This window comes from Pseudomonas sp. G7(2022) (assembly GCF_052660475.1).
Map to the genome: position 1 here is coordinate 3460611 of NZ_CP109659.1, position 26242 is coordinate 3486852.

Annotated in this window: 22 protein-coding genes and 2 pseudogenes; 13 read left to right on the forward strand and 11 right to left on the reverse strand. The window is 62.8% G+C overall.

Annotated elements, in window-relative coordinates; all coding sequences use genetic code 11:
• Window positions 1-42: 42 nt before the first annotated feature.
• Window positions 43-993: a FecR domain-containing protein gene (locus tag NE357_RS15540; RefSeq protein WP_169430616.1), complete on the reverse strand. Its 951-nt coding sequence runs from the start codon at window positions 991-993 to the stop codon at window positions 43-45.
• Entirely contained in the window at window positions 990-1496 is a 507-nt protein-coding gene (locus NE357_RS15545) for a sigma-70 family RNA polymerase sigma factor (RefSeq protein WP_169430617.1), read from the reverse strand. Before NE357_RS15545 ends, NE357_RS15540 begins: the two co-directional genes overlap by 4 nt.
• A gap of 298 nt (window positions 1497-1794) precedes the next feature.
• On the opposite strand from NE357_RS15545, the gene NE357_RS15550 reads away from it, so the two are divergent.
• The 4 genes from NE357_RS15550 (at window position 1795) to NE357_RS15565 (ending at window position 6943) form a co-directional block, all read left to right on the forward strand.
• Window positions 1795-3513, forward strand: a complete 1719-nt coding sequence (locus tag NE357_RS15550) for a hydrogenase maturation protein (RefSeq protein ID WP_169430618.1) — start codon at window positions 1795-1797, stop codon at window positions 3511-3513.
• 238 nt (window positions 3514-3751) lie between these two features.
• On the forward strand, window positions 3752-4615 hold the full coding sequence (locus NE357_RS15555; protein ID WP_169432655.1) for a LysR family transcriptional regulator: 864 nt from the start codon (window positions 3752-3754) through the stop codon (window positions 4613-4615).
• A gap of 109 nt (window positions 4616-4724) precedes the next feature.
• Window positions 4725-5870, forward strand: a complete 1146-nt coding sequence (locus tag NE357_RS15560; protein WP_169430619.1) for a sterol desaturase/SRPBCC family protein — start codon at window positions 4725-4727, stop codon at window positions 5868-5870.
• A 56-nt stretch (window positions 5871-5926) separates the two neighbouring features.
• On the forward strand, window positions 5927-6943 hold the full coding sequence (locus NE357_RS15565; protein WP_432760329.1) for an SMP-30/gluconolactonase/LRE family protein: 1017 nt from the start codon (window positions 5927-5929) through the stop codon (window positions 6941-6943).
• A 108-nt stretch (window positions 6944-7051) separates the two neighbouring features.
• Here NE357_RS15565 and NE357_RS15570 read toward each other — a convergent pair whose 3' ends face one another.
• Complete coding sequence (locus NE357_RS15570) at window positions 7052-7222, reverse strand: hypothetical protein (protein WP_169430621.1); 171 nt, start codon at window positions 7220-7222, stop codon at window positions 7052-7054.
• Between the two features lie 109 nt (window positions 7223-7331).
• Entirely contained in the window at window positions 7332-7574 is a 243-nt protein-coding gene (locus NE357_RS15575; protein ID WP_039768852.1) for a YdcH family protein, read from the reverse strand.
• Window positions 7575-7780: 206 nt separating this feature from the next.
• Here NE357_RS15575 and NE357_RS15580 point away from each other — a divergent pair, with 206 nt between their 5' ends.
• From NE357_RS15580 to NE357_RS15610, 7 genes are all read left to right on the forward strand, one after another.
• Entirely contained in the window at window positions 7781-8302 is a 522-nt protein-coding gene (locus tag NE357_RS15580) for a DUF4142 domain-containing protein (protein WP_169430622.1), read from the forward strand.
• A 239-nt stretch (window positions 8303-8541) separates the two neighbouring features.
• Window positions 8542-9393 carry an STAS domain-containing protein gene (locus NE357_RS15585; RefSeq protein WP_169430623.1) on the forward strand — a complete coding sequence of 284 codons (852 nt, stop codon included), beginning with the start codon at window positions 8542-8544 and terminating at the stop codon, window positions 9391-9393.
• Between the two features lie 3 nt (window positions 9394-9396).
• Window positions 9397-9759, forward strand: a complete 363-nt coding sequence (locus NE357_RS15590) for an STAS domain-containing protein (protein WP_011334518.1) — start codon at window positions 9397-9399, stop codon at window positions 9757-9759.
• A complete protein-coding gene (locus NE357_RS15595) occupies window positions 9756-10160 on the forward strand; it encodes an anti-sigma regulatory factor (RefSeq protein WP_039768856.1) in 405 nt (134 codons plus the stop codon). The genes NE357_RS15590 and NE357_RS15595 overlap by 4 nt, the downstream gene beginning before the upstream one ends.
• Window positions 10157-11167 (forward strand): ATP-binding protein, encoded by a 1011-nt coding sequence (locus NE357_RS15600; protein WP_169432656.1) that lies wholly within the window; start codon window positions 10157-10159, stop codon window positions 11165-11167. Before NE357_RS15595 ends, NE357_RS15600 begins: the two co-directional genes overlap by 4 nt.
• The gene (locus tag NE357_RS15605) at window positions 11160-12035 is read left to right on the forward strand and encodes a sensor histidine kinase (RefSeq protein ID WP_169430624.1); all 876 of its coding nucleotides are present in this window, start codon (window positions 11160-11162) and stop codon (window positions 12033-12035) included. Before NE357_RS15600 ends, NE357_RS15605 begins: the two co-directional genes overlap by 8 nt.
• Window positions 12025-13968, forward strand: a complete 1944-nt coding sequence (locus tag NE357_RS15610; protein WP_169430625.1) for a response regulator — start codon at window positions 12025-12027, stop codon at window positions 13966-13968. Before NE357_RS15605 ends, NE357_RS15610 begins: the two co-directional genes overlap by 11 nt.
• Before the next feature lie 120 nt (window positions 13969-14088).
• Here the strand turns inward: NE357_RS15610 and NE357_RS15615 are convergent, their stop codons facing one another.
• The 3 genes from NE357_RS15615 to NE357_RS15625 all read right to left on the reverse strand — a co-directional run bounded on the left by NE357_RS15615 (window position 14089) and on the right by NE357_RS15625 (window position 19685).
• On the reverse strand, window positions 14089-16722 hold the full coding sequence (locus NE357_RS15615) for an excinuclease ABC subunit UvrA (RefSeq protein ID WP_169430626.1): 2634 nt from the start codon (window positions 16720-16722) through the stop codon (window positions 14089-14091).
• Between the two features lie 29 nt (window positions 16723-16751).
• Window positions 16752-18863: a hybrid sensor histidine kinase/response regulator gene (locus NE357_RS15620; protein WP_169430627.1), complete on the reverse strand. Its 2112-nt coding sequence runs from the start codon at window positions 18861-18863 to the stop codon at window positions 16752-16754.
• Window positions 18864-18995: 132 nt separating this feature from the next.
• On the reverse strand, window positions 18996-19685 hold the full coding sequence (locus NE357_RS15625; RefSeq protein WP_169430628.1) for a GntR family transcriptional regulator: 690 nt from the start codon (window positions 19683-19685) through the stop codon (window positions 18996-18998).
• A 137-nt stretch (window positions 19686-19822) separates the two neighbouring features.
• Here NE357_RS15625 and NE357_RS15630 point away from each other — a divergent pair.
• Together NE357_RS15630 and NE357_RS15635 are read left to right on the forward strand one after the other, a co-directional pair.
• Window positions 19823-20151: pseudogene (locus NE357_RS15630) on the forward strand (spermidine/putrescine ABC transporter ATP-binding protein); the annotation flags it as partial.
• A pseudogene (locus NE357_RS15635) lies at window positions 20142-20414 on the forward strand (flavin reductase family protein); the annotation flags it as partial. The pseudogenes NE357_RS15630 and NE357_RS15635, both read left to right, overlap by 10 nt.
• Here the strand turns inward: NE357_RS15635 and NE357_RS15640 are convergent.
• The 4 genes from NE357_RS15640 to lexA are packed head-to-tail and all read right to left on the reverse strand — an operon-like array spanning window position 20415 to window position 26146.
• A complete protein-coding gene (locus NE357_RS15640) occupies window positions 20415-23513 on the reverse strand; it encodes an error-prone DNA polymerase (protein WP_212633386.1) in 3099 nt (1032 codons plus the stop codon).
• On the reverse strand, window positions 23489-24904 hold the full coding sequence (locus tag NE357_RS15645) for a Y-family DNA polymerase (RefSeq protein WP_169430629.1): 1416 nt from the start codon (window positions 24902-24904) through the stop codon (window positions 23489-23491). The genes NE357_RS15640 and NE357_RS15645 overlap by 25 nt, the downstream gene beginning before the upstream one ends.
• A 7-nt stretch (window positions 24905-24911) precedes the next feature.
• A complete protein-coding gene (gene imuA / locus NE357_RS15650) occupies window positions 24912-25529 on the reverse strand; it encodes a translesion DNA synthesis-associated protein ImuA (protein WP_169430630.1) in 618 nt (205 codons plus the stop codon).
• Complete coding sequence (gene lexA / locus NE357_RS15655) at window positions 25529-26146, reverse strand: transcriptional repressor LexA (RefSeq protein WP_119429325.1); 618 nt, start codon at window positions 26144-26146, stop codon at window positions 25529-25531. The genes imuA and lexA overlap by 1 nt, the downstream gene beginning before the upstream one ends.
• Between the last annotated feature and the right edge of the window lie 96 nt (window positions 26147-26242).

Consider the following 26242-nt stretch of genomic DNA (forward strand, 5'->3'; position numbering starts at 1 on the left):
GCGCTTTTTATAGGGGGACGGATAGACCGGGAAGTTATGGTTTTATAACCGTGCTTCGATGCTCACCCAGTACGGGTTGTGCCAGGTCACGCGAATCGGCAGCGAGCGTTCGAGCAACTGCAACGTTCGGTCGCTGTCGTCCAGCGAATAGAGACCGCTGAGGTGCAGACCAGCAACGTCGGGGCTCAGGTGCAGGATGCCGCGACGGTAGCGGCGCAGGCTGTCGATGACTTCGCTCAAGGGGCGGTCGCGCACTTCGAGTCGGCCCTGAACCCAGGCACTTTCCTGCCCCTTGCTGCGTTCCAGCGCGAGGACTTCCCGGCCGTTGAACAACAGACTCTCGCCCGCCTCCACCACCTGCCGCGCACCGCTGGCAGTGACCACTTCGACTTGCGAATGCAGCATCACCAGCCGCGTCGAATCCTCTGCACGCTGCACCAGGAATTTCGTCCCGAGCGCACGCATCCGCCCATGCCCGGTTTCGACGACAAACGGCCGGGGCAGATTTTTCGCCACATCGATCAGCAGCTCACCGCTGCGCAGGTCCAGCAAACGCTCGAGACTGTTGAAGCGCGGCACCACGCGGCTGCGGGCGTTCAACGTCAGGGCGCTGCCGTCCTCGAGAGTGAATTGACGTCGCTCGCCTGTACCCGTCGACAACTCGCCAGCCTCGGGCAACCAGCCATAACGTCGCCCGAGCAACCCGGCCAGCACCGCGACGGCGAGTACGCTCAGGCTACCGCTGATGAATCGGCGACGACTGCTGGGGGGAGCATTCAGGCTGTGCAGCACACTTTCACGGGGCAAACCCCGCAGGTTCGCATGGCGCAAAAGGTTCAGCCCGCCGCCCATCTGCTCGATGATCTGCTGATGCCGTGGATCCGCCGCACGCCAGGCTTCGAACGCTGCACGTTCCTGAAGGCTGACGTCCCCCGACTGCAACAGCGCCATCCATTGCGCCGCTTCATCGATCAATGTTTCGTCCGGCCTCATGCCTGCATCGCCTGATAGCAACGCTTGAACGCCTCGACCATGTATTGCTGCACACGGCTGGTGGACACGCCGAGGCGTTCGCCGATTTCGCTGTAGGTCAGGCCATCGAGCTGATGGTAGAGAAACGCAGCCTTGGCCTTGGCCGACAAGCCGTTGAGCAAGCGATCCACCGCCAGCAGCGTTTCGATCACCAACTCCCTTTCCTCAGGCGACGGATGCACCGGCTCCGGTGCCAGCGCCAGGCTTTGCAGATAGGCACGCTCCAGATCCTGCCGGCGCCAGCCTTCATAGACCAGACGCCGGGCAATCGTGGTCAACAGCGCACGGGGTTCGCGAATGGCCAGCGGATCGGGCAATGCCAGCACTCGCAGAAAGGTTTCCGAAGCAATGTCCTGTGCACTGTGCGGGCAGCCGAGGGTACGGCTGACTGCGGCGCACAACCATCGGTAGTCCTTTTGGAACATTTGCCCGATGAGCTGGTAATGCGGGTTGTGACTCCCCATGCCTTACTCCCTGAAAACGGGCTCCACCCGCTGCGAAAATCCATGGATACGCCGGGATCGTCCGGCGTTGATCAGGGTTGCGACTGTGCAATAGCGTCGCCGACATTTGAAGTAATAAAAAAACAGGATAAGCAAACCATTGAGCATAAGACGTTTTATCGCCCCGGCAACATTGGCTGACACAACGTTGATCTCGATCAGTGGCGCGCGCCACGCCACTCTCTAACCTTGCGCCTCCATCGATAGCCACGGACGGCTCACCGGGAGCCTGCGGCTGATCCTTCAAGGAAGAGCAATCATGCGATCACTCAACATCATTCTTTTGTCTTCGGCGTTCAATGGTCTGACCCAACGTGCCTGGCTGGACCTGCGCCAGGCGGGCCATTCGCCCAGCGTGGTGCTGTTCACCGACGAAACCACCGTGTGCGAACAGATCGAAAACAGCGGCGCTGACCTGGTGATCTGCCCGTTCCTCAAGGACCGTGTCCCCCACGCGCTGTGGAGCAACCTGCAGCGTCCCGTGGTGATCATTCACCCCGGCATCGTCGGCGATCGCGGCGCCAGCGCGCTGGACTGGGCGATCATGCGCGAGCTGCCGTCCTGGGGCGTGACCGCCCTTCAAGCGGTGGAAGAAATGGACGCCGGCCCGGTCTGGGCCACCTGCGAATTCAACCTGCCGGCCGGTCTGCGCAAATCCGAGCTGTACAACGGCCGGGTCAGCGACGCAGCGATCCGTTGCATCCGCGAAGTGGTGGAAAAATTCATCGACGGCTTTGTCCCGATGCCTCTGGATTACGCCGATCCCAAGGTTCGCGGCTGTCTGCAACCGAACATGAAACAGGATGACCGCACCTTCAGCTGGCACGACTGCTCGCGCTTCATCAAGCGCTGCATCGACGCGGCGGACGGCCAGCCCGGCGTGCTCGCCAGCCTCGCCGGCGGGCAGTATTACGTGTACGACGCCCACCTCGATCAACGCACCGGCATCCCCGGCGAGATCCTCGCGGTACACGACGACGCCGTGCTGGTAGCCACCGGTGATCACAGCCTGTGGATCGGCTCGCTGCGACGCAAACCGCAACCGGGCGAGGAAACCTTCAAGCGTCCGGCGCGGCATGTGCTGGCCGGGCAACTGGCGCACGTACCGGTGCTGGACTGGTCGATTGCCAACGCTCCGTTCAGCGATGAGGCGTATCAACCGATCCGTTACCGCGAATCCGGGCAGGTCGGCGAGCTGACCCTGGAGTTCTACAACGGCGCCATGAGCACCGAGCAGTGCCAACGCATGGTCCAGGCCCTGCGCTGGGCCAAATCCCGCGACACGCACGTGCTGCTGATCAAGGGCGGACGCGGCAGTTTCTCCAACGGTGTGCACCTGAACGTGATTCAGGCCGCCGAAGATCCGGGTGCCGAAGCCTGGGCCAATATCCAGGCCATCGATGATGTGTGCGAAGAATTACTCAGCGCACGGCAACTGGTGGTCAGCGGCGTCACCGGCAATGCCGGCGCGGGCGGTGTGATGCTCGCCCTGGCGGCTGACATCGTGTTCGCCCGTGCTGACATCGTGCTCAACCCGCATTACAAGAGCATGGGCCTGTACGGCTCGGAATACTGGACCTACAGCCTGCCCCGCGCCGTCGGCCCGGCCATGGCCGAACAATTGACCCAGGCCTGTCTGCCGGTCAGCGCTGCTCAAGCGTTGCAACTGGGCATGGTCCAGGAAATCGGCCCGCGCTGCCCGGACGAGTTTGGTTTGTGGTTGCTGCAACGGGCTAATTCGGTACTGACCGATCCGACGTATGCAGCGGTGCGTGAGCGCAAGCTGCGGGTCGATCACGAGTTGATTCGCCGGTGCCGCGAAAGCGAGCTGCAAGAGATGCAGGAAGACATGCTGTACAACCGCAATCAGTTTGCCGAGAAATGCCGCAACTTCGTGTACAAGCGCAAGACTTGCTGTACGCCGGCGCGGTTGGTGGAGGATTGGGCGCGGGTGGTTGAGACCGATCTGGTCAGTTGATCGGCGGTGCCTGCTTTTCCCCTCACCCTAGCCCTCTCCCCCAGGAGAGGGAACTGATCCGGGGATATTGACGAGATACATCGACTTGGAATATCTGCTTTGAATCCATAATCGACTCGGTCTTTCAGGTCGATGTATAGCGCAAGACAACTCGGTCGGTCCCCTCTCCCTCGGGGAGAGGGCTAGGGTGAGGGCGCTTTTGACTTACAATGCCGGCACCTCAATCTCCGGCCCGCCCATGGACATCGACCTCGCCCGCACCTTTCTGGAAATCGTCCGCCACGGCAGCCTCGCCGCGGCGGCAGAAAAGCTGTTTGTCACGCAAACGGCAATCACCGCCCGCGTACAAAAGCTCGAAAGCCAGTTGGGCAGCACGCTGTTCGTGCGCAACCGCGCCGGCGCGCGTCTGACCGCCAATGGCGAGGCCTTCGTGGTCTACGCCAATCAACTGGTGCAGACCTGGGAAGCCGCCCGCCGCGACCTGCCGCTGCCCGAGGGTTACGACAACGTGCTGCACATCGGTGGCGAGGTCAGCCTGTGCAACCCGTTGATGCTCAGCTGGGCCGCCGAACTGCGCGAGAAAATCCCCAGCCATGCCCTGCGCATGGACATCCGCGACGGCGAGAACCTGCTGCGTCAGCTCGAACTCGGCGTGCTCGATGCCGCGCTCGTCTACCAACCGGAATACTGGCCGGGCCTGCAGGTCGAGCAAGTGCTGGAAGAGAAACTGATTCTGGTCCGGACACCCAACCGCCCCGCCCCCTATGTGTACATCGATTGGGGCGAAGACTTCCGCCGCCAGCACGACGCCGCACTGCCGGAAAAAGCCAAGGCGGCCCTGAGCTTCAACCTCGGCCCGCTGGCACTGCAATACATTCTGGAGAACGGCGGCAGCGGCTATTTCCGTACCCGTGTCGTTCGCACCTACCTGGAAAGCGGCGCACTGGAAACTGTCACCAAAGCGCCGGAGTTTGGCTATCCCACCTACCTCGTGTACTCCCGCGACCGCGACTCGGCGATCCTGCAACAGGCGTTCGATCTGCTGCGCGAAGTGATCAAGGCCGATGACGACTGGTCGCAGCGCTGGAACCCGTTGAGCTGACGACCGCTATGCACCGGAGCATGGCAGTTGTGACCTCAAGGTACACCCTGCACAAACGGCGGGATCGGCTAATCTGCCGGGATAACGACAATATCCGCAGGTGACCGCAGTGAGGCAGACCACCGAGGCATTTCGCAGCCGCTACCGTGCGGCGATTCATCCGCTGTACAACCCGTGGCTGCACGGTGCGTTCGTGCTGCTGTTCGGCATGCTGGCCATCGGCGCGTTCTGGAGCAGCGTGAAGCAGGTTCACCCGCTGGAATGGCTGACGGTGCCGCTGACGTTGCTGTTCTTCAACTTCGGCGTATATGTGGTGCACCGCCATCTCGGGCATCACAAGAAAGCCTTCGCCAAGATGTTCTACGCCCGCCATGCCGGCGACCATCACAGTTTCTTCACCCCCGGCCACATGACCTGGGACAGCGCCCGCGACTGGCGGGTGATCCTGTTTCCGGCGTGGCTGATCGTGGTGCACACACTGGTGATCACCCTGCCCTTGTGGTGGCTGTTTACGCAGGTCAACGCCAACGTGGCCGGGCTGTTCGGTGGCTGCATGGTACTGGGTTACCTGACCTACGAGGTGTTCCACGCCTGCGAACACTTGCCGGAAAAACATCCGCTGAGTCGCCTGCCCTGGATTCGCCAGATGCGTCGTCTGCACGAATTGCATCACCGGCGTGAACACATGCAGGAGCGCAATTTCAACATCGTCCTGCCGTTGATGGATTACCTGTTCGGCACCCTCTACCGGGAACCGGAACCCATCCCCCTCACCGATTCGAGAACGCCCATGACCCGCATGCAGCATCCGATCGATATCACCGGCGACCCGATTGCCGTACTCGCCTACGCCGCCACGGTGAGCCGTTGGCCTGAGTGGCATCCGTCCTCGCTGAAAATCGACGGTCCCGCCGGCCCGTTGCATGCCGGCGGGCGATTCGAGGAAGACATTCATGCCGGCGGCCGCGAGGGCCATTTGAGCTGGGAGGTCACCGAGTATCTGCCGGGACGGCGCTGGTGTGCCCGGGCACAGGGCGATCATGGACTGTCCCTGCGGCTGACTTATGAATGCTCGGCCGCAGGCGAAGGCACAGCCTTCGTGCGCACCCTGGAATACCGCTTCGACAGTCTGGGCATGCGCATCGCCAATCGGCTGTTGCTCAAACGCCGCATCGAACGCGAGTCGGCGGCCTCGATGCTGGCCCTGCGCGACATGGCCACCCGACATCTGGCACTGGCAGGAGCTCACGTGTGAAGCTGCGCCATCTGATCCTGCTGCTGGTGATTTTGATTCTGGCCTTCCTGTTGCTGATGCCGACCAACGTCGAGCCTGTGGCGTGGAAGCCGCAAGTCGCCCCATCATTGACTGATGGGATCTACGCGGACAACCAACGCCTCAAAAGCGCGAAACAGGTCGGCCCGGGCGGTATCGAAGGCCCCGAAGCGCTGCTGCTGGAGGATGACTTTCTGATCACCGGCCTGCATGACGGGCGCCTGCTGCGCACCAGTCTCGACGGCCAGCAGCGCCAGGTGCTCGCCGATACCGGCGGGCGTCCGCTGGGTCTGGCGCGACACCCCAACGGCTTGCTGGTGATTGCCGATGGGGTCAAGGGCTTGCTGTCCCTTGATGCCCAAGGACGGCTGACCGCGCTGACCACTGAAGCCAACGGCCTGAAGTTCGGCTTCACCGACGATGTGGCCATCGACAAGTCCGGGCATTACGCCTACTTCAGCGATGCCAGCAGTCGCTGGGGCTACGGCCATGACGGCGAGGCGATCATCGAGCATGGCGGTGACGGTCGCTTGCTGCGTTACGACTTCCAGACCGGCAAGACCAGCGTTCTGCTCGACAAGCTGGAGTTCGCCAACGGCGTCACCCTCGGCCCGGATGACGCCTATGTGCTGGTCAACGAAACCGGTGCCTACCGCATCAGCCGCTATTGGCTGACCGGCCCCAACGCCGGCACCCACGATCTGTTCATCGACAACCTGCCGGGGCTGCCGGACAACCTCGCGTTCAATGGCCGGGACCGCTTCTGGGTGGCGCTGTACACGCCGCGCAATCCGCTGCTCGATGGCACCGCCGGGCATCCGTTCGTACGCAAGATGATCGTGCGGGCGATGATGGTTCTGCCCAAACCGGTGGAGAAACGCGGCTTTGTCCTCGGGCTGGATCTGAACGGCAAGGTCATCGCCAATCTGCAGGATGCCAGCAACGGCAATTACTCGCCGATTACCACCGCTCGCGAGTATGGCGACTGGTTGTATTTCGGCTCGCTGAAAGCCACGCACATGGCGCGGATGCCGTTGGAGGCAGCCTTGAAGTGAGGACCGGGCTTGTGTAGTGAATCGAATGGCCCTATCGCCAGCAGGCTGGCTCCCACAGGGGGATTGGATTCCAAATGTGGGAGCCAGCCTGCTGGCGATAGCGGATTGTCAGTTATTGGATCTATCGAAAGTTTCCGGATCCTCATCCTCCGGCACTTCCTCGCTCTTGCGTTCCTCTTCAGGATTACGAACAGTGTGCGCCGGGCTATTGGGCTCGGGATGCGTGGGAACCGGGTCGAATGCGCCCTGCTCTTCACTAGGAAATTTTGGATCTTTCATAAGGCACCTCGCTGAGAGTCGCTATGTGAAGACTCTGAACATTCGAGGTGCCAGTCAGGGCTGTCGTTCCAGTCGCTTCACCACCGAAGGCCGGTGGCGCGACTGACGGTCAGGATCGAGCCTGCAATTGCTCGACGATCTTGTCTTTGACCTGCAGGCGTTTCTCTTTGAGTTTTTTCAGTGTGTCATCGCTGGGGGCGTCCGAGGTCGCCGTCTCGGCCTTGACGACTTCGGCGTCCGCCTGGGAATACTTGTTGATCAGTGCATCCAGATGTGGATCCGCGGTGCGTCGTTGCTGGATCTCTTCCTTTGTGAGTTTCAAGTCCTGTAACAAATCATGGGTCACCGGCATGGAACACCTCCGTCAGTTGATCGGCAGCCAACACGACCGATTGCGCTGGCCAGTTATCAGAATGGCCTTGGTTGTACCCTTCTGTCGACCACCTGTCAGACCAGCGGTGGCCGTTCGTCGCCTTGGGCACAAATGCGATAAAACCTTTGATCGGCACATTCCCTCCATTGAATAACGCTCACAAAAACCTGCGTGGAGAAACATCAATGGACGGATTCAAACTGCGTCATCTCTTTCTGGCAGTTGCCTTGAGTACCGGCATGGGCTCAGCCTTCGCCGCGACCGACAACGACTTTGTCGATAACGCGACAGCTGGCGGCATCGCCGAGATCGAAGCCGCTCGTCTCGCCCTGGAAAAGAGCCAGTCGGCGGACATCAAGGCATTCGCCAACATGATGATCACTGACCACGGCAAGGCCAACGATGAGCTGGCTACCATTGCCAAGGCCCACGACATCAAGGTTCCGGACTCCACCACCCTGGTGAAACAGGCCAAGGAAAAAATCCTCGACATGCGCGATGAATCCTTCGACGCCGCCTACGCCAACAATCAGGTGAAAGCCCACGAAGAAGCCATCGAGCTGTTCAAGAAGGAGGCCAACACCGTGACCGACGACCAGGTCAAGGGCGCCACCGAGCTCAAGGGCTTCGCGCAGAAAATGCTGCCTGGCCTGGAAAAACACCTGGCAGCCGCCAAGGAACTGCAGGCCAAACACCCCTCCAAATAAGCGCAAGACACGCAAAGAGGCCGCCTCCACTGGACGCGGCCTCTTTTTATTGGGTCATCCACAAGTGCGAAAAATCGGCGTTGCCGGCCACGCCGACTAGAGTTAACGGGGCTTTCCTTGCACCGGATCAAAAATATCCTCACAGAAACGAACAACTATTTCGAACGGCCAGGGTCATTCACTTCGCGCCGGTCATTTTCCGAAGAGCCGGCCCCAATTCGCAATGGAGCACAACGCACATGGCAGCACTGCAGAACAGCACACTCGATGCGATGAAGAACAAACAGACACAACTGTTGAGCGAATGGGTCAACGGATTGCAGGCCAGCGGCACCACCCGCAACCTCAAGGAACATGACATACAGCAACAGACCAGCGAATTCCTGCAACTGGTGCTCAGTGGTCTGGAAAACGGTAACGGCACCAACATTGCCGCCCCCGGTTGGGAGGCCATCCGCCAGTTCCTCGAAAAGCTCTCCCACAGCCGCGCCCTGCTCGGTCAGGATTCGCAGCAAACCGCCAATTTCATTTTCTCGCTCAAAGGCCCGTTGTTCGCCCTGCTGCAGAACCATTATCAGGACCAGCCCGCCCTGCTCGCCGAACAGCTTTGGGAAATCTCCGAACTGTTCGATGCCTTCGGCCTTTACACGATCCGCACGTTCCAGAAGTCCCGTGAAGCGGTGATCAAGCGTCAGCAGGAAGAACTGCTGGAGCTGTCCACGCCGGTGGTCAAATTGTGGGACGGCGTACTGGCGCTGCCGATGATCGGCACCCTCGATTCGCAACGCACTCAGGTCGTCATGGAATCGCTGCTGCAACGCATCGTCGACACCGGTTCGGAAATCGCCATCATCGACATCACCGGCGTGCCGACCGTCGATACGCTGGTCGCCCAGCACCTGCTCAAGACCGTCACCGCGATCCGCCTGATGGGCGCCGACTGCATCATCAGCGGCGTACGTCCGCAGATAGCCCAGACCATCGTGCACCTGGGCCTCGACCTGCAAGGCGTGGTGACCAAGGCCAATCTGGCCGATGCGCTGAAACTGGCCTTGACCCGTCTGGGCATTACCCTCACCAAGACGGTCTGAACAATGGAACGTATCCCGATTCTTCAGATGGGTGACTTCCTGCTGGTGACCATCCAGGTCGACATGCACGACCAGCTCGCCCTCACCCTGCAAGACGACCTGTCCGAGCGCATCAGCAAGACCTCCGCGCGCGGGGTGCTGATCGATATCTCGGCGCTGGACATGGTCGATTCGTTTATCGGCCGGATGATCGGCACCATCTCCGGCCTGTCGAAAATCATGGATGCCGAAACCATGCTCGTCGGCATGCAGCCTGCGGTCGCCATTACCCTGGTCGAGCTCGGTCTGTACCTGCCCGGCGTCAGTACCGCGCTGAACGTCGAGCGCGGCATGAAACTGCTGCAGGAACGAGTACGCCAGCAATGACCGTGCGCAGCAGCGGTACCCAACCGATCAACATCGAGCAGGACGTGGTGCTGGCCCGGCAACAGGCGCGCAAACTGGCCACCGAATGCGGCATGCGCCTGATCGACCTGACCAAACTGGTGACCGCCGTCAGCGAGCTGGCGCGCAACACCATGGTGTATGGAGGGGGTGGCGACATGGACTGGCAGATCCTCGATGACAACCACAAGGTCGGCCTGCGCCTGACCTTTCGCGATGAGGGCCCGGGCATTCCCGACATCAAACTGGCGATGACCGATGGCTGGACTTCCGGCAGCGGTCTGGGCCTGGGCCTGACCGGGGCCAAACGACTGGTGGACGAATTCGAACTGGACACCGAGCCCGGCAAAGGCACCCGCATAACGATCACCCGATGGACATGAACATCAGCGGGTCATTGACCCAGGTGTTGGTGATCGAAGACAGCAGCCAGATCGGCCATGTCCGGCGTACGGCCCAGCGCCTGGCCGAGCAACACGGTTTTGGCGAAAGCGATGCCGGCCGCGTGGCGCTGGTGGCCACGGAGCTGGCGAGCAATGTGCTCAAGCATGCCGGACACGGCGAACTGCACCTGCGTCTGTTGCCGCGTCAGAGTGACGACGGCATCGAGATGATCGCGGTCGACCGGGCGCACGGCTTTGATCTGGATGCGTGCATGGCCGATGGCTTTTCCACCGGCGGTACTCAGGGCATCGGCCTGGGCGCCGTGGCACGCCAGGCCGATGTCTTTGATGTTTTTGCCGACCATCGCGGCGCGGTTCTGCTTGCTCGTTTATACCCGCGCAGCGACCGGCAGGTGGATATGCCGTATGGTGTCAGCCAGCACTCGCTGCACAACGACCCGGCCTGCGGTGATGTCTGGCATCTGGCATTCCACGGCGCTGACGTCAGTGCTCTGGTGGTCGACGGTCTGGGTCATGGCGAAGACGCCGAGTGTGCGGCCCGGGCCGGAGAAAAAGCCTTTGCCCTGAATCCGTTCGGTGCGCCGACGGTCCTGATGGAAGACATGCACCGGGAGATGATCGGAACCCGTGGCGGCGCTGTGGCATTCGCGCAGTTTCACGCCGATCGGGCCAGTCTGGCGTTCACCGGTGTCGGCAACATCGGTGCCTGTCTGATCGCCTCCGACAAGTCCCGCGGACTGGCCTCGCATCCGGGCATCGTCGGCGGCCAGTACCGAAAAGCCCAGCCTTTTGACTATGCTCACGTGAACGGACATCTATTGATCATGTATAGCGACGGCTTGCAGTCCCGCTGGAACCTGCAGGATTACCCCGGTCTGGTGCATCGCCATCCCGCCGTGATTGCCACCGTCCTGCACCGCGACTTCTGCCGCGGGCGCGACGATGTCACCGTACTGGTCGTTGCCCTGGAATCCGCCCATGACTGAGTCTCCGATCTTGACCAACGCCGAACAGGCAGAACTGATCGCACGATTGCAGAGCGAAACCGCAGCGCTGCGTGAAGAGCTCGACGAAACCAATCAGGGCGTGCTGGCCCTTTACGCCGAACTCGACACTCAGGCCGAACAACTGCGCCAGGCCTCTGACCTGAAAAGCCGCTTCCTGTCGTACATGAGTCACGAATTCCGCACGCCGCTGGGCTCGATCCTGAGCATCAACAGCCTGCTGGCCGACGAGCTCGACGGCCCGCTCAGCCCCGAGCAACACAAGCAGGTGGCCTTCGTCAGCACCGCAGCCCGCGAGCTCAGCGACATGGTTGACGACCTGCTCGATCTGGCGAAGATCGAGGCCGGTCGCATCAGCATTTCTCCGGCGTGGTTCGACATGTTCGATCTGTTCGCCGCACTGCGGGGGATGTTCCGGCCGATTGTCGACGCCACGGCGGTGGACCTGATTTTCGAAGAACCGGTGGGCTTGCCGCGCCTGTACACCGATGACAAGAAACTGGCGCAGATCCTGCGCAACTTCATTTCCAACTCGCTGAAATTCACCACCCGTGGCGAAGTCCGGGTCTCGGCACGCCTGGAAGGTCAGGACAAAGTGCGATTTGCGGTCAGCGACACCGGCATCGGCATCGCCCCTGAATTGCACGGCACCCTGTTCGAAGACTTTTCGCAGGTCGACTCACCGCTGCAAAAACGCCTGCGCGGCACCGGTCTCGGCTTGTCGCTGTGCAAGCGCTTCGCCGAATTGCTCGGTGGAGAGGTGGGTGTCGAAAGTACACCGGGCGTGGGTTCGAGCTTTTTCGTGATCATTCCGTTGGCGATTGCCCAGGAGAACGTCGATGAAACATGACATCCGTCTGTTGATCGTCGATGACAACGTCGCCACCCGCTACGCCCTGCGCCGACGCCTGGAGCGCCACGGTTACGTAGTGCTCGAGGCCGGCACCGGCGGTGAGGGTCTGGCCCTGATCGCCAGTCAGTCGCTCGATGCGCTGATTCTCGACGTCAATCTGCCGGACATGAGCGGGTTCGACATCGTTCGTAAACTGCGCACCGACCCGGGCACCGCCCTGATCCCGGTGATCCACGTGTCGGCCGCGTCGATCCAGACCGGCGACATCATCACCGGCCTCGACGCCGGGGCCGATGCTTATCTGATTCACCCGGTCGATCCCGATGTGCTGCTGGCAACGTTGCGCACCCTGCTGCGGGTGCGCGACACGGAGAACGCCTTGCGCGAAAGCGAGGCGCGTTTCCGGGAGATTTTCGTCAACATCTCCGCGCCCATCGCGGTGCTCGACGCCGACCTGAAAGTCCACGAGTGCAACCACGCCTTCTCCCAACTGATCCAGGACAACCGCGACCCGCAGACCCTCAGCGAGTGCTTCGCCGAGGATCAGGGCGCGATCCTCGACGAACTGCGCCTGCGACTGGTGGATGGCGAGCGCTGGAAAGGCACGCTGAACATGCGCGTTCAGGGCGAGATACGCGAGACCGAATGGCAGATTTCGCCCTATCGGACCCCCAAACTGAGCCTGGTGTTCGTCGAAGACGTCACCGAGCACCGTCACCGCGAACGTTCGCACCTGGCGCAACTGGACGACACCACCACGCAACTGGCCAAGGAAGTCGCCGACCGGGTTCGCGTTGAATCGCAACTGCTGCAAGTACAGAAAATGGATGCGCTGGGCAAGCTCACCGGCGGCATCGCCCATGACTTCAACAACCTCCTGACCGGGATCATCACCAGCCTCGAGCTGATTCAGAAACGTGTTGCCGATGCCCGGACGGACAAGGTGCAGTTCTACGCCGAAGCGGCCCTGAGCTCGGCGAGGAGCGCGGCCTCGCTCACCCATCGTCTGCTGGCGTTTGCCCGTCAGCAACCGCTCGACACCCGTCCGGTAGACATCAACAAGCACGTCCGCTCGCTCGAAGAATTGCTGGTGCGTACCATCGGCGAACGCATCGCCCTCAAGCTCGAATTGACCACCAAATCTGCCATCGCGCTGGTCGACCCGATCCAGCTCGAAAGTGCAGTGCTCAATCTGGTGATCAATGCCCGGGACGCATTGCCACGGGGCGGCAATATCTGGGTCAGCACTTACGCGGCGTATTCCCACGGCGACCCGAACCTCGCCGATGGTTCCTATGTGGCGCTATCGGTGCGCGATGACGGTACCGGCATCGAGCACAACGTGATCGACAAGGTGTTCGAGCCGTTCTTCACCACCAAACCGCTGGGCCAGGGCACCGGGCTGGGTCTGTCGACGATCTACGGATTCGCCCGTCAGTCCGGTGGCGATGCGCACATCCGCAGCGTGGCGCGACGTGGCACCGAAGTGACGATCATGCTGCCGGCCACCAGCGATCCGACCGCTGTCGATCTGGCCCCGGTGACCATTGATCCGCAAGGCTCGGGCGAACATGTGTTGATCGTCGAAGACATGCCGACGGTACGCCTGTTCGTCACCGAAGTGCTGGAAGACGCCGGTTACCGCTGCACCCAGGCCGCCGATATCGAAACGGCGCTGGAGCGCTTGCAGAACGACTCGTCGATCGACCTCCTGCTGACCGACGTCGGTCTGCCACGCATGACCGGCCGCGAACTGGCGGACGTTGCACGGGACTGGCGCGAAGCGTTGCCGATCCTGTTCATGACCGGTTACGCAGAAACCGCGATCAACCGGCAAGTGTTCCTCGGGGCCGGCATGGACATGCTGGTCAAGCCGTTCCAGATCAGCGAATTGCTGGACAAGGTACGCCGCACGCTCGACGGCACCTGATACGCCGCCATCGCGGGCAAGCCCACTCCCACAGTTTTTTGTGCCGTACACAACTTCGTGAACACATCAGACTCTGTGCGAGCGGGCTTGCCCGCGATGAGGCCCGCCCAGGCGACGCAGTTATCGGTTCAAGGCACGGGCGAGAAACGGCGCAGTCCGGCTCTTCTTGCTCGCCGCCACTTTCTGCGGTGTCCCGGCCACGACGATCTTTCCGCCCTGGTCTCCGGCGCCCGGGCCGATGTCGATCACCCAGTCGCTCTGCGCCACCACGCGCATTTCATGCTCGACCACGATCACCGTGTGCCCTGCCGACACCAGCGTATCCAGTTGTTCCAGCAAGCGGTCGACGTCTCGCGGGTGCAGGCCGGTGGTGGGTTCATCCAGCACATACAACGTTGCGCCGCGCTGATTGCGCTGCAGCTCGGTGGCCAGTTTGATCCGCTGTGCCTCACCCCCGGACAATTCGGTCGCCGGTTGCCCGAGGCGCAGATAACCAAGGCCGATATCGCGCAGCACTTCCAGTGAACGACGAATCGCCGGTTGCTCGGCAAACACCGTTACCGCCTCGTCCACGGTCAATTGCAGCACCTGCGCGATGCTCAAGCCCTGCCAGAGGATGGCCAACGTGTCGGGGTTGTAACGTGCGCCATGGCAGGTCGGGCACGGCGCGTAAACGCTGGGCATGAACAGCAACTCGACACTGACAAAACCCTCGCCCTCGCAAGTCGGGCAACGGCCCTTGGCAACGTTGAAGGAAAACTGCCCGGCGTCGTAACCCGCCGCTTTCGCCTCGTCGGTCGCGGCGAACAACTTGCGCACGTTGTCGAACAGCCCGGTGTAGGTCGCCAGATTCGAACGTGGGGTACGGCCGATGGGTTTCTGATCGACCTGCACCAGACGTTTGATCGACTCCAGCCCGGCGCTGACCTGGCCGGTGCTGGCAGTCGGGGTATCGTCTTCCAGATTGAGTTCCTCCGGCTCGGCATCACTGACGCTGCGCCCGAGCTGCGCGCCGACCAGTTCCAGCAGCGCCTGGCTGACCAGACTCGATTTGCCGGAACCGGAGACGCCGGTGACCGAGGTGAAACAACCCAGCGGAAATTCGGCGCTGAGGTTATCGAGATTGTTGCGGGTAACGCCGTCGAGCTTCAGCCAGCCCGACGGTTTGCGCGCGGCGCGTGTGGTGCGTTGCTGTTCGGCGAACAGATAGGCGCGGGTCTGCGACTGCTCGACCGCTGCCAGCCCCGGCGGCGGGCCGCTGTAGAGAATCTGCCCGCCCTTTTCACCCGCCGCCGGGCCGACATCGATCAGCCAGTCGGCGCGGCGCATGGTGTCCAGATCGTGCTCGACCACAAACACGCTGTTGCCGTCGGCCTTCAGACGCTGCAACGCCTCGAACAGCGCCTCGCCGTCAGCCGGGTGCAAGCCCGCGGAAGGTTCGTCGAGCACATAGATCACGCCGAACAATTGCGAGCCCAGTTGGGTGGCCAGTCGCAGGCGTTGCAGCTCGCCTGACGACAGGGTCGGCGTGCTGCGCTCCAGCGCCAGATAACCGAGGCCGAGATCGGTCAGGGTACTGACCCGCTCCAGCAGGTCCTCGGCGATGCGCTGCGCCGCCAGGCGTTTTTCCAGCGACAGGTTGGGGGTGTGGCGCACGTCCGGTGCGTGGGTGTGGCCGCTGGCACCATGGGCTACGCGCTGTTGCCGGGCTTCGCGGGTCTGGCTGTGCGTCAGGGTTTCGCCGGGCTCATCGACCTGTTCCAGCCAGCTCGCGTCAGCTACCGGCTTCAAGACCTCAGCGACTTGCAGCAGCGGCATTCGCGACAACTCGCCGATGTCATGGCCGGCAAACGTCACCGACAGCGCCTCGCGCTTGAGGCGCTTGCCATCGCACAACGGGCACAGGCTGCCGAGCATGAATTGCGACACGCGCTTCTTCATCAGCGCACTTTGCGAATGGGTGAAGGTGTGCAGGATGTAGCGCCGGGCACCGGTGAACGTGCCTTGATAACTGGGCTCCATCTTGCGTTCGAGGGCGACGCGGGTTTCTTCCGGCGTCAGCCCGGCGTACACCGGAACCGTTGGCGTTTCCTCGGTGAAGAGGATCCAGTCGCGCTGCTTTTTCGGCAGCTTGCGCCAGGGTATGTCGACGTCGATGCCCATGGTCACCAGGATGTCGCGCAGGTTCTGACCCTGCCAGGCCAACGGCCAGGAGGCCACGGCGCGCTGGCGGATGGTCAGATTCGGATCCGGCACCATCAAGGCTTCGGTCACTTCATAAACCCGGCCCAGTCCATGGCATTGCGGACAGGCACCTTGTGGCGTATTCGGCGAGAAGTCCTCGGCGTACAGCATCGGCTGACCCGCCGGGTAACTGCCGGCGCGGGAGTACAGCATGCGGATCAGGCTCGACAGCGTGGTGACGCTGCCCACCGACGAGCGCGTGCTCGGCGTGCCGCGTTGTTGCTGCAGGGCCACGGCCGGCGGCAGGCCCTCAATGGAATCGACGTCCGGTACGCCGACCTGATCGATCAACCGCCGCGCGTAGGGCGCCACCGATTCGAAATAGCGGCGCTGCGCTTCGGCATACAAGGTCGAAAACGCCAGCGACGACTTGCCCGAACCGGACACCCCGGTAAACACCACCAGCGCATCCCGGGGAATATCGACGTCAACGTTCTGCAGATTGTGTTCGCGGGCACCGCGCACCCGGACCATGCCGGCGGCGGAACTGGAGCTGCGCTTGGAAGTCATCGGCCAACCTTGGTCTGAAGAGAAATGGCTCAGGCACTCAGCACCGCACGGATCATCTGCAACAACGCCTCGGGCCCGTAGGGCTTGCCGAGCAAATGGGTGTCCGGGCTGAGCTGGTGATTGCGCGAGATGATGTCGCGGGTGTGGCCGGAGGTGAACAGCACGGCCACCGGCGGCATTTGCACCTTGGCCCAGGCGGCGAGATCGGAACTTTTGATCAGCCCGGGCATGACCACGTCGGTAAAGATCAGGTCGACCCGGGCCCCCTCCAGCAGCATTTGCATGGCCGTGTCGCCATTGCCGGCGATCAGCACCCGGTAACCTTCCTCGCGCAACAGTTCGACAGCGGAGGTGCGCACCGCTTCGTTGTCTTCGACCACCAGAATGGTCTCGTTGCCGCCCGCCTGCTGACGTTGCGCGCCTGGCGTTTCATCGAGCATCGGTCGCAAGCTGCGCGGAAAATACAACTGCACCCGCGTGCCCTCGCCGACGTGGCTGTCGATCTCGACATGCCCGCCGCTCTGTTTGACGAAACCGAACACCATGCTCAAGCCCAGGCCCGTGCCCTGGCCGTCAGCCTTGGTGGTGAAGAACGGTTCGAAGACCTGCTCCAGCATGTGCGGGGCGATGCCGACGCCGCTGTCACTGACCGAAACCCGCACAAAATCCCCCGGCGCGATGCCCTTGCCGGCGCAGAACGTCCGATCCAGTGACGTATTGGCGGCGCCGAGCACGATGGTGCCCTCGCCTTTCATGGCATCCCGGGCGTTGATCGCCAGATTGAGAATGGCGTTTTCCAGTTGATTGCGGTCGACGTTGATGTGCCACGGTTCCTCGGGCAGTTGCACATCAATCTGAATGGTTTCCCCCAGTGCCCGTTGCAGCAATTCGCCGACACCTTCGAAGATCTGCCGTGGATCGCACACTGCCGGCGACAGCGGCTGGCGCCGGGCAAACGCCAGCAGTTGCGAGGACAGCTTGGCCCCGCGTTCCACCGCCGCCAGCGAGGCGCTGACCCGGCGTTGCACGTTGGCATTGTCCGGTTCATGGCGGGCCAGCAGGTGCAGGTTGCCGGCGATCACTTGCAACAGGTTGTTGAAGTCGTGGGCCACGCCGCCCGTGAGGCCGCCGATGGCTTCGAGTTTCTGCGACTGACGCAATTGCTCTTCGGCGGTGAGGCGCGCCTCGACTTCATCCGCCACACGCTGTTCGAGGTTGCGGGTGAACTTGAGCAGGGATTCTTCGGCGGTCTTGCGCTCGTGAATGTCGATCAGCACGCCGGGGAAACGGAACGGCCGGCCCTGCTCGTCAAATTCGCAGGCGCCGCTGGCGAGTACCCACAGACAACTGCCATCGGCACGCACCACTCGGTATTCGGCGTTGTAGGGCTCGCCGGTACGTACCGAATTCTCCACGCACTCCCGTACCCAATTGCGATCGTCCGGGTGAATGTGCGCTTCGGCGATATGCTGCGGCAGGTTGGTCAGGTCTTGATCAGGCGGGTAGGAAAATGTCCGGGCGAATCGCTCGTCGGCCGACAGCACGTTGTTTCTGACGTCCCAGACAAACGAGCCGAGCAGCGCCCCGGCATTCAGCGCCAGCCGAACCCGTTCATTGTCGGCGCGGTAGGCGTCTTCGGCAGCCTGACGCAGACGTTCGGACAGCACCAGCTCGGTAGTCTCCACCACCATCGCCATGACGCCGGCCGGAACCCCGGCATCGTTGGCCACCGGGCTGTAATAAAGGTCGAGCCAGACATCCTCGGGCACGCCATCGCGCAACAGCACCAGCACCTTGTTACGGTACTCCAGGGTGCCGCCTGCCAGGCAGGTGTCGACCACATGCCGATTGAAGTCGGCGACCTCCGGCCAGCCCAGCTCCACCGGCACGCCGAGCAGGTACGGGTGGCGGCCGCCGGCGAACCGCGAGTAGGCATCGTTGTAGATCATGTAGCCGGCACGGCCCCAGAGCATGACCATCGGCAACGGAGAAGCGAGCATCAACTGCACCGTGCTGCACAGGCTGGCCGGCCAGGATTCGAGAGGGCCCAGATCGGTCCCGCTCCAGTCGAACGCACGGATTCGCCCGGCCATCTCGCCCTGCCAGCCGTCACAACCGTGACTATCGGATAAAAACTGCATCGATTGACTCAATGTCCTGTGGTTTTCGACCGATTTCGCAACGCCCTCTGACGCCACGCCCGTGTGTTTCGAGCATCGAGAGGCCTCATTGGTTTCATTAGAGGTATAGCCGATTTCGGACCCGGCCAAGACTCAGACTTCGATCAGGTGTTTGAGCGGGTGGTAGCCGCTCTTCATCTTCGCAGCGACGTCGAGAATCGCCTTCTGGATGCCGTCCAGGTGCATGCAGGTCAGCTCGATGGCCGCGCTCTGATTACCGGCCTCGATGTACTCGATCAGGCGCAGATGCTCATCGTCGCGACAGGCTTGGTGGCTGTCGTCGTCCAGCGCGGCGGCGTACAGCGAAGCGCGGGAAATCAGCTTCTGGAACCAGTCGAGCAGCACCGGGTTGTTCAGGCTGCGGGCCAGTTTGAGGTGGAACTCGCCGAGCAGGTGAATCAGCCGTTCGTGGTCTCCGGCCGCGTGGGCCTCATCTTCCAGCAGCAGGTGTTCGCGCAGGTCCTGCATCGCGGCGCAATCCTTGCGCCGGCACAGCTCGGTGACGATGCCGATCTCGATCAGGCGCCGGGTTTCGAACAGCGAACGGATTTCTTCATCACTGGGCAACGATACCGACGCACCTTTATTAGGCTCGGTGGTAACCAGTCCGTCGGCCTCCAGTTGCTTGAGTGCCGCGCGAACCGACGTGCGGCTGACATTGAACAATTCCGCCAGCGACGCCTCGCCCAGCTTCATCCCCGGACGCAGCGAACGCTTGCTGATCGCCTCGTAAACCCCTTGGTAGACGCGGTGGACCGTGGTTTCCGTTTTTTTCTCGGTCATTTGAAAACTCCTTCAATGCTGGCAACGCTGCCCGACGAACGACTCAGTCAGGTAAATGGGGGGTTGCGCCAGCAGATTAATCCGGGCATCTCTAAATTGCATTCAGATATTGCATACAATAATTAGAGGATTGCACCATTGCGGGTCAATCATTAGCCATTGAAGTGCGCAACGTATCCAAGCGGTATTCTGATGACCCTGGCGATCCGGCTGGCGGGCGAAACCGTGAACCACCTGCCGCCGTTCAAGCGTAGGGTCAACACGGTGTTCCAGAGTTACGCGCTGTTTCCGCACATGAGTGTCGCGCAGAATATCGCCTTCGGCCTCGAGATGCTGGGTCTTCTTCGTCACCCACGCTCAGGAAGAAGCGTTGACCCTGTCCGACCGGATCGCGGTGATGTCTGCCGGCAAGATCCTGCAGATCGGCACCCCGACCGACATTTATGAGCGTCCGCAGCACCGGTGGCGCTGGAATGTCGGCGATTGATGGCGCTGAACATCGGCCAGTCACGGGAGATCATTTTTGGCGAGGTGTTGATGGCCCATGTGCGCGACGAGTTGATCGATCCGAAAACCCTGTACATCAATCAACTGGGGCTCGATGCGATCGGTCGCATGGGCGGGCATGGTTATGCGCGAACCCGGGATTATTTCGATCTGCCAACCCGCACGTTGCAGGCGTGGACGGAGGCACCGGGGGGTGGCGAACGGTTCTGGCCGCAGCGCTGATCAGTGGAAGTCGCGGCTCTGTACACGGATGCCGTTGAGCAGCGGAGTCAGATCACTCAGGCGTCCGGCGATCAGGTGCCGCACCTCGCCTTCGCGCTCCCAGCGGCCGTCAACCTTGAGCAACTGCGAACCGACCAGCACCTGACGCTGGCGCTCGGCGAGATCGCGCCAGACCACCACATTGACGTTGCCGAACTCGTCTTCCAGGGTCACGAAAGTCACGCCGCTGGCAGTGCCCGGACGCTGGCGGCCGGTCACCAGCCCTGCCACGCTGACCGGTCGCCCGTGCTCGACCTCCAGTAATTCCCGGGAACTGCGACAGCGCCGCGCCCGCAATTCGTCGCGCAACAGCGTCAGCGGATGCGGCCCCAGCGTGGTGCCCAGCGTGGCGTAATCGGTGAACAGGTCTTCGCTGACACTCGGCGTGGGCAGCCGCACATCCGGTTCTTCCTGACTCGGCAATCCGGCAAACAACCCGAGCTGTTTCTGCACCCCGGCCACCTCCCAGCGCGCACGATGGCGGTGACCGACCAGGCCGCGCAACGCCCCGGCATCCGCCAGCAATGCCTGGGCCCGACTGTCGAGCCCGGCCCGTTCGCCCAGGTCGGCGACATCGGCAAACGCGCCCCTCGTCCGAGCGCTTTCAATGCTGCGCGCATCTTCCTCGCGAAAACCCTTGATCATCCGCAGGCCCATGCGGATCGCCGGTTGCTCGCCGGCAATCGGCTCCAGACTGCAATCCCAGTCGCTGGCGCGCACGTCCACCGGGCGGATCTGCAAATGATGCCGGCGCGCATCCTGAAGAATCTGGTCCGGGCTGTAGAAACCCATCGGCCAGCTGTTGATCAGCGCACAGGCGAATGCCGCCGGTTCATGGCACTTGAGCCAGCAACTGGCATAGGTCAGCAAGGCAAAACTGGCGGCGTGGGACTCGGGAAAACCATAACTGCCGAAGCCCTTGATCTGCTCGAAGATCTGCGCGGCGAATTCCGGGCTGTAGCCGTTTTTCTTCATGCCGGCCGCCAGCCGTTCCTTGTGCGGTTCCAGCCCGCCGTGGCGTTTCCACGCGGCCATGGAGCGGCGCAACTGGTCGGCCTCGCCGGGGCTGTAGTCGGCGGCGACGATGGCGATCTGCATCACCTGTTCCTGAAACAGCGGCACGCCGAGGGTGCGCTTGAGCACCACCTCCAGCTCCGGGGACGGATAGGTTTCCTTTTCTTCCTTGTTCCGGCGGCGCAGGTACGGATGCACCATCCCGCCCTGGATCGGCCCCGGCCGGACAATGGCCACTTCGATCACCAGGTCGTAGAAGGTTTGCGGGCGCAGGCGCGGCAGCATCGACATCTGTGCCCGGGACTCGATCTGGAACACGCCGATGGTGTCGGCGCGGCTGATCATGTCGTAGGTCGGGCGATCGTCAGGCGGGATGGTGGCCAGGCTCAGGTCCTGATGGCGATGACGGCGCAGCAGGTCGAAGCAACGGCGAATCGCGCTGAGCATGCCGAGGGCGAGGATATCCACCTTGAGCAGCCCGACCGCGTCGAGATCGTCCTTGTCCCACTGGATGATCGTGCGGTCGGCCATGGCGGCGTTTTCCACCGGCACCAGGGTGTCCAGCGGTTGCTCGGAAATCACGAAACCACCGGGGTGCTGCGACAGATGCCGGGGAAAACCGATCAGTTGCCCGGTCAGGCTCAGTACCCGGTGCAGGATCGGGCTGTCCGGGTCGAAGCCGTTTTCGCGCAGGCGTTCCACGGGCGGCGTTTCATCGCTCCAGTGGCCGCAGCAATCGGCCAGCGCATTGATCTGGTCCGGCGGCAAGCCCAGCGCCTTGGCCACGTCGCGGATCGCGCCGGATGCGTGATAGGTGCTGACCACCGCCGTCAGTGCCGCACGACGACGGCCATAACGACGAAACACGTATTGCAGGACTTCTTCCCGGCGTTCGTGCTCGAAATCCACGTCGATGTCCGGCGGCTCGTTGCGCTCCCTCGACATGAAGCGCTCGAACAGCAGCGTGGTGCGATCCGGGTCGATTTCGGTGATGCCCAGGGCAAAACACACCGCCGAGTTGGCCGCCGAGCCCCGGCCCTGGCAGAGAATCTTCTGCTCCCGGGCGAAGCGCACCACGTCGTGTACGGTGAGGAAGTAGCTTTCGTAGCCGAGTTCGGCGATCAGCTCCAGTTCATCATCGATCTGCTTGAGCACCTTGGGCTGTGCGCCTTTCGGCCAACGCCAGGCGATGCCTTGCTCGGTCAGGTGGCGCAGCCAGGAGCTGGCGTTGTGCTCTTCAGGCACCAGTTCTTTGGGGTATTGATAGCGCAACTCGCCCAGATCGAACGTGCAGCGGCGGGCCAGTTTCACGGACTCTTCCAGCAAGGTCTGCGGATACAACTCGCGCAACACATCGAGGCAGCGCAAATGCCGTTCGCCGTTGGGGTGCAGGCGCAATCCGGCTTCGGCCACCGGGACGTGGTGACGGATCGCAGTCATGGTGTCCTGCAAGGCTCGCCGGCCACGGGCGTGCATGTGCACATCACCACTGGCCACGGCGGGGATCTGCAGTTCATCCGCCAGGCTCAGCAACGCGGTCAACCGCTGCTGATCGTTCTGCCCGCGATGCAACTGCACCGCCAGCCACAGGCGTTCACCGAAGGTCTGCTTCAGCCAACGGCCCTCTTTCATGTCATCGACCGCCTCCGGCACCCACAGCACCAATAGCCCCGGCAGCGGCTCGCTGAAGTCTTCGCGCAGCACTTGATACTGGCCTTTCTGGGTGCGCCGTCGAGCCTGGGTGATCAAGCCGCACAGCGTTTGATAACCCTCGATGTTTTCGACCAGCAACACCAGTTTCGGGCCGTTTTCGATGCGCATCTCACTGCCGATAATCAGCGGCAGCTCCACAGATTTTGCCGCCTGCCAGGCACGGACGATCCCGGCCAGGGTGCATTCATCGGTGATCGCCAGCGCCTGATAGCCATGTTTTTTCGCCCGCTGGAACAGCTCCAGCGCACTCGAAGCACCACGCTGAAAACTGAAGTTCGACAGGCAGTGCAGCTCGGCATAACCCAGATTCACGCGAACCAGCCCTGCAGCCACAACGGGCCGCCCTCACCCACTGCCCGGTACGCCCAGCCTTGCTGGCCAGCGCGGTTCTGGATCAGGTAATAGTCGCGGCGCACATCATCACCGTCCCACCAGCCGGACTCGATGCGTTCCGGCCCCATGAGGATGCGTGCCGAACCTTCGGGCACCGACTGCGGCTCGCCCAGCAACCAGCCCGGACGCTGCACGCCCGGCAATGCAGGGCAACGCTGTTTGTCATCGGCGTTCTGCCACGCGCACTCCGGGCGATGATCGGCCTGAAAGCGCAGGCCCTGCACCGCCTCATCCCCCAGCCGCGCACGCAGGCGTTCGCGCAATTGCTCCCAGGGCAAGGTCTGCTGCGGGCGCTCGTCGAACAGTTCCTGAAACTGCGGCACGAAACTCGGCAAATCTTCGGCGCGCAGACGAAAACCGCGCACCGGGGCTTCGACCTGCACCTGCTCCAGTCGGCCACGGGCCAGTTCAAAGAGCATCGCCGGATCCCGCTCGGCGCTGAGCAGGCCGACCTTGATCAGCGTGTCCGGCAACCCGGCGTGTTCAAGGTGCAGATCGAAGCGCTGCACGCCGCTGTCGCGCCCGCACAAAAACGCCGCCAGATCGGATGTCAGGCGGCGCAACGGGAACAGCAGCGCCTGATGGGACTGCACGTCGAAGTTGAGTTCGATGCGCACATCGAAACGATCCGGCGGCAGGTAGAACGCCAGCGCCAGCGGTCGTGCGCCGAACAGCGTATCCAGATGCTTGAGCATCGGCGCCTCGAAACGCCGAGCCAGGGCCTGACGCGGCAGGCTCTGCACCTGATGGAGGTTACGCAGGCCCATGCGCGACAGCGCCGTGGCCACGCTCGGCTCAAGCCCGACGCGGTCGACCGGCAGTTGCCCGAGGTGATGGCGCAGGGCTTCACCGTCGGGCACCACCAATCCGTCGTAGGCGTTGGCCAACACCCGCGCCGCCACCGGGTTGGGCGCGGCAACGATGCGGTGCCGAAAGCCCAGTTCCGTCAGTTCCGTGCGCAATCGCGCCTCGAACTGCGCCCAGGAACCGAACAGCCCAAGGCTCGATTCGATCTCGAACACCACGGTGCGCGGGTAATGGACGCTGACCTGGGCGCTGAAACGATAGGCCCAGGCGGCGAGAAACTGCTGCCAGTGCTCGACCTCGGCCGAATCGTAATCGACGGTGGCGAACCCTTTGCTCATGGCTTGCGCGGCGGTCATCGACTGACCCGGACGCAAGCCCAATGCCCGCGCTGCCGGGTTGACCGCTTGCAGCAGCCGGCGCTGGGCCGGGCCGCTGAGCAGCGCCAACGGTTGCTCGGGATCGGGCCGTTGACGCAGCACGGCGTCGAGGGCCAATTGTGGGAACAGAATGCAAACCCAGCGCATGGCGACCTCAATGCCCCACGGTGAAGGCAATCGGTGCGCTGCGCGCCAGACCGCCCCGGCACTTGAGCACGCGCAATTGCGCCGGGCGCGCATCAATGGCGATGCGCAACGCGGCTGGCGACGGGTTGACCGCTTCGCTCAAGGGCCGCCACGCGAACGCCAGGGTCTGGCCGGTTTCCGCCGCCACCTGCAAACGGCGCAAGGCGCGGTCATCGGCCTTGTGCGGCCAGCACAGCACCGCGCCGCAACTGCCCGAGCGCAGGCATTGTTCCGCCGCCCACAAGGCATCGCGTTCGCTGGCCCGGATCACCGACAACTGACGCAGATCGACCCCGGCATTGGCCCAGGCCTGCGGGTACGGCACGAACGGTGGCGCCACCAGCACGATGCGCTCGCCCGCCGCCGACAGCCGCGCCAGGGTCGGCCACACCAGTTGCAGCTCGCCGACACCGGGCCCGGCCAGGAGGATCTCGCTCAGCGCCGCTTCCGGCCAGCCGCCACTGGGCAAGGCCGCGTCCAGCGCGGCGTGCCCGGTGGGTTGCGGGCTGGCGGTCGGTGGCGCAGGCCGGCCCTTCCAGACCTGGCCGCCATTGAACAGCGTATCCAGCGCAACGACGGCACCCATCAGCCTTGCCTCACCAGACCGCAGAACACGCCTTCGATGGCCAGGTCCTGATCGTCACGCACCACAATCGGCTGGTACGCCGGGTTGCGCGGCAGCAGGCGAACCTCATCGCCGACCCGCTCGAAGCGTTTGATGGTGACCTCGCCGTCGAGCCGCGCCACCACGATCTGGCCGTTGAGGGCCTCGGGGTTGCGCCGCACGCCGACCAGATCGCCGTCGAGAATGCCGTCCTCGATCATCGAGTCGCCCTGCACCCGCAGCATGTAGTCGGGCGTACGGGAGAACAGCGCGGGATCGAGCATCAGGCGATTGTGGATGTCGGCATCGGCGCCAATCGGGGCACCGGCAGCTACCCGGCCGAGCACCGGCACGTCGAGCAGTTCCGGCCGCGGCGGCTGCCCGAGCAGGCGAATGCCCCGGGCCTGATGCGGATTGACCTCGATGAACCCGGCTTCGGTGAGCGCCAGCACATGCTTGCGCGCCACGCTGCGGGAGGCAAAACCAAAAGCCTCGCTGATTTCAGCGAGGCTTGGGGGCTGACCGTGTTCGGCGATGCGTTCGCGGATAAAGGTCAGGATGGCGGTACGGCGGGGAGTCAGAGTCGTCATGGAGTACATTTGTACTCCTGCGAGAATTTCCTGACAAGCACCGCCAGTCAGCTCAAACCGTTCTACGCCTACACCGTCAACGCGGCGCGGACCATCGGCCTGGAG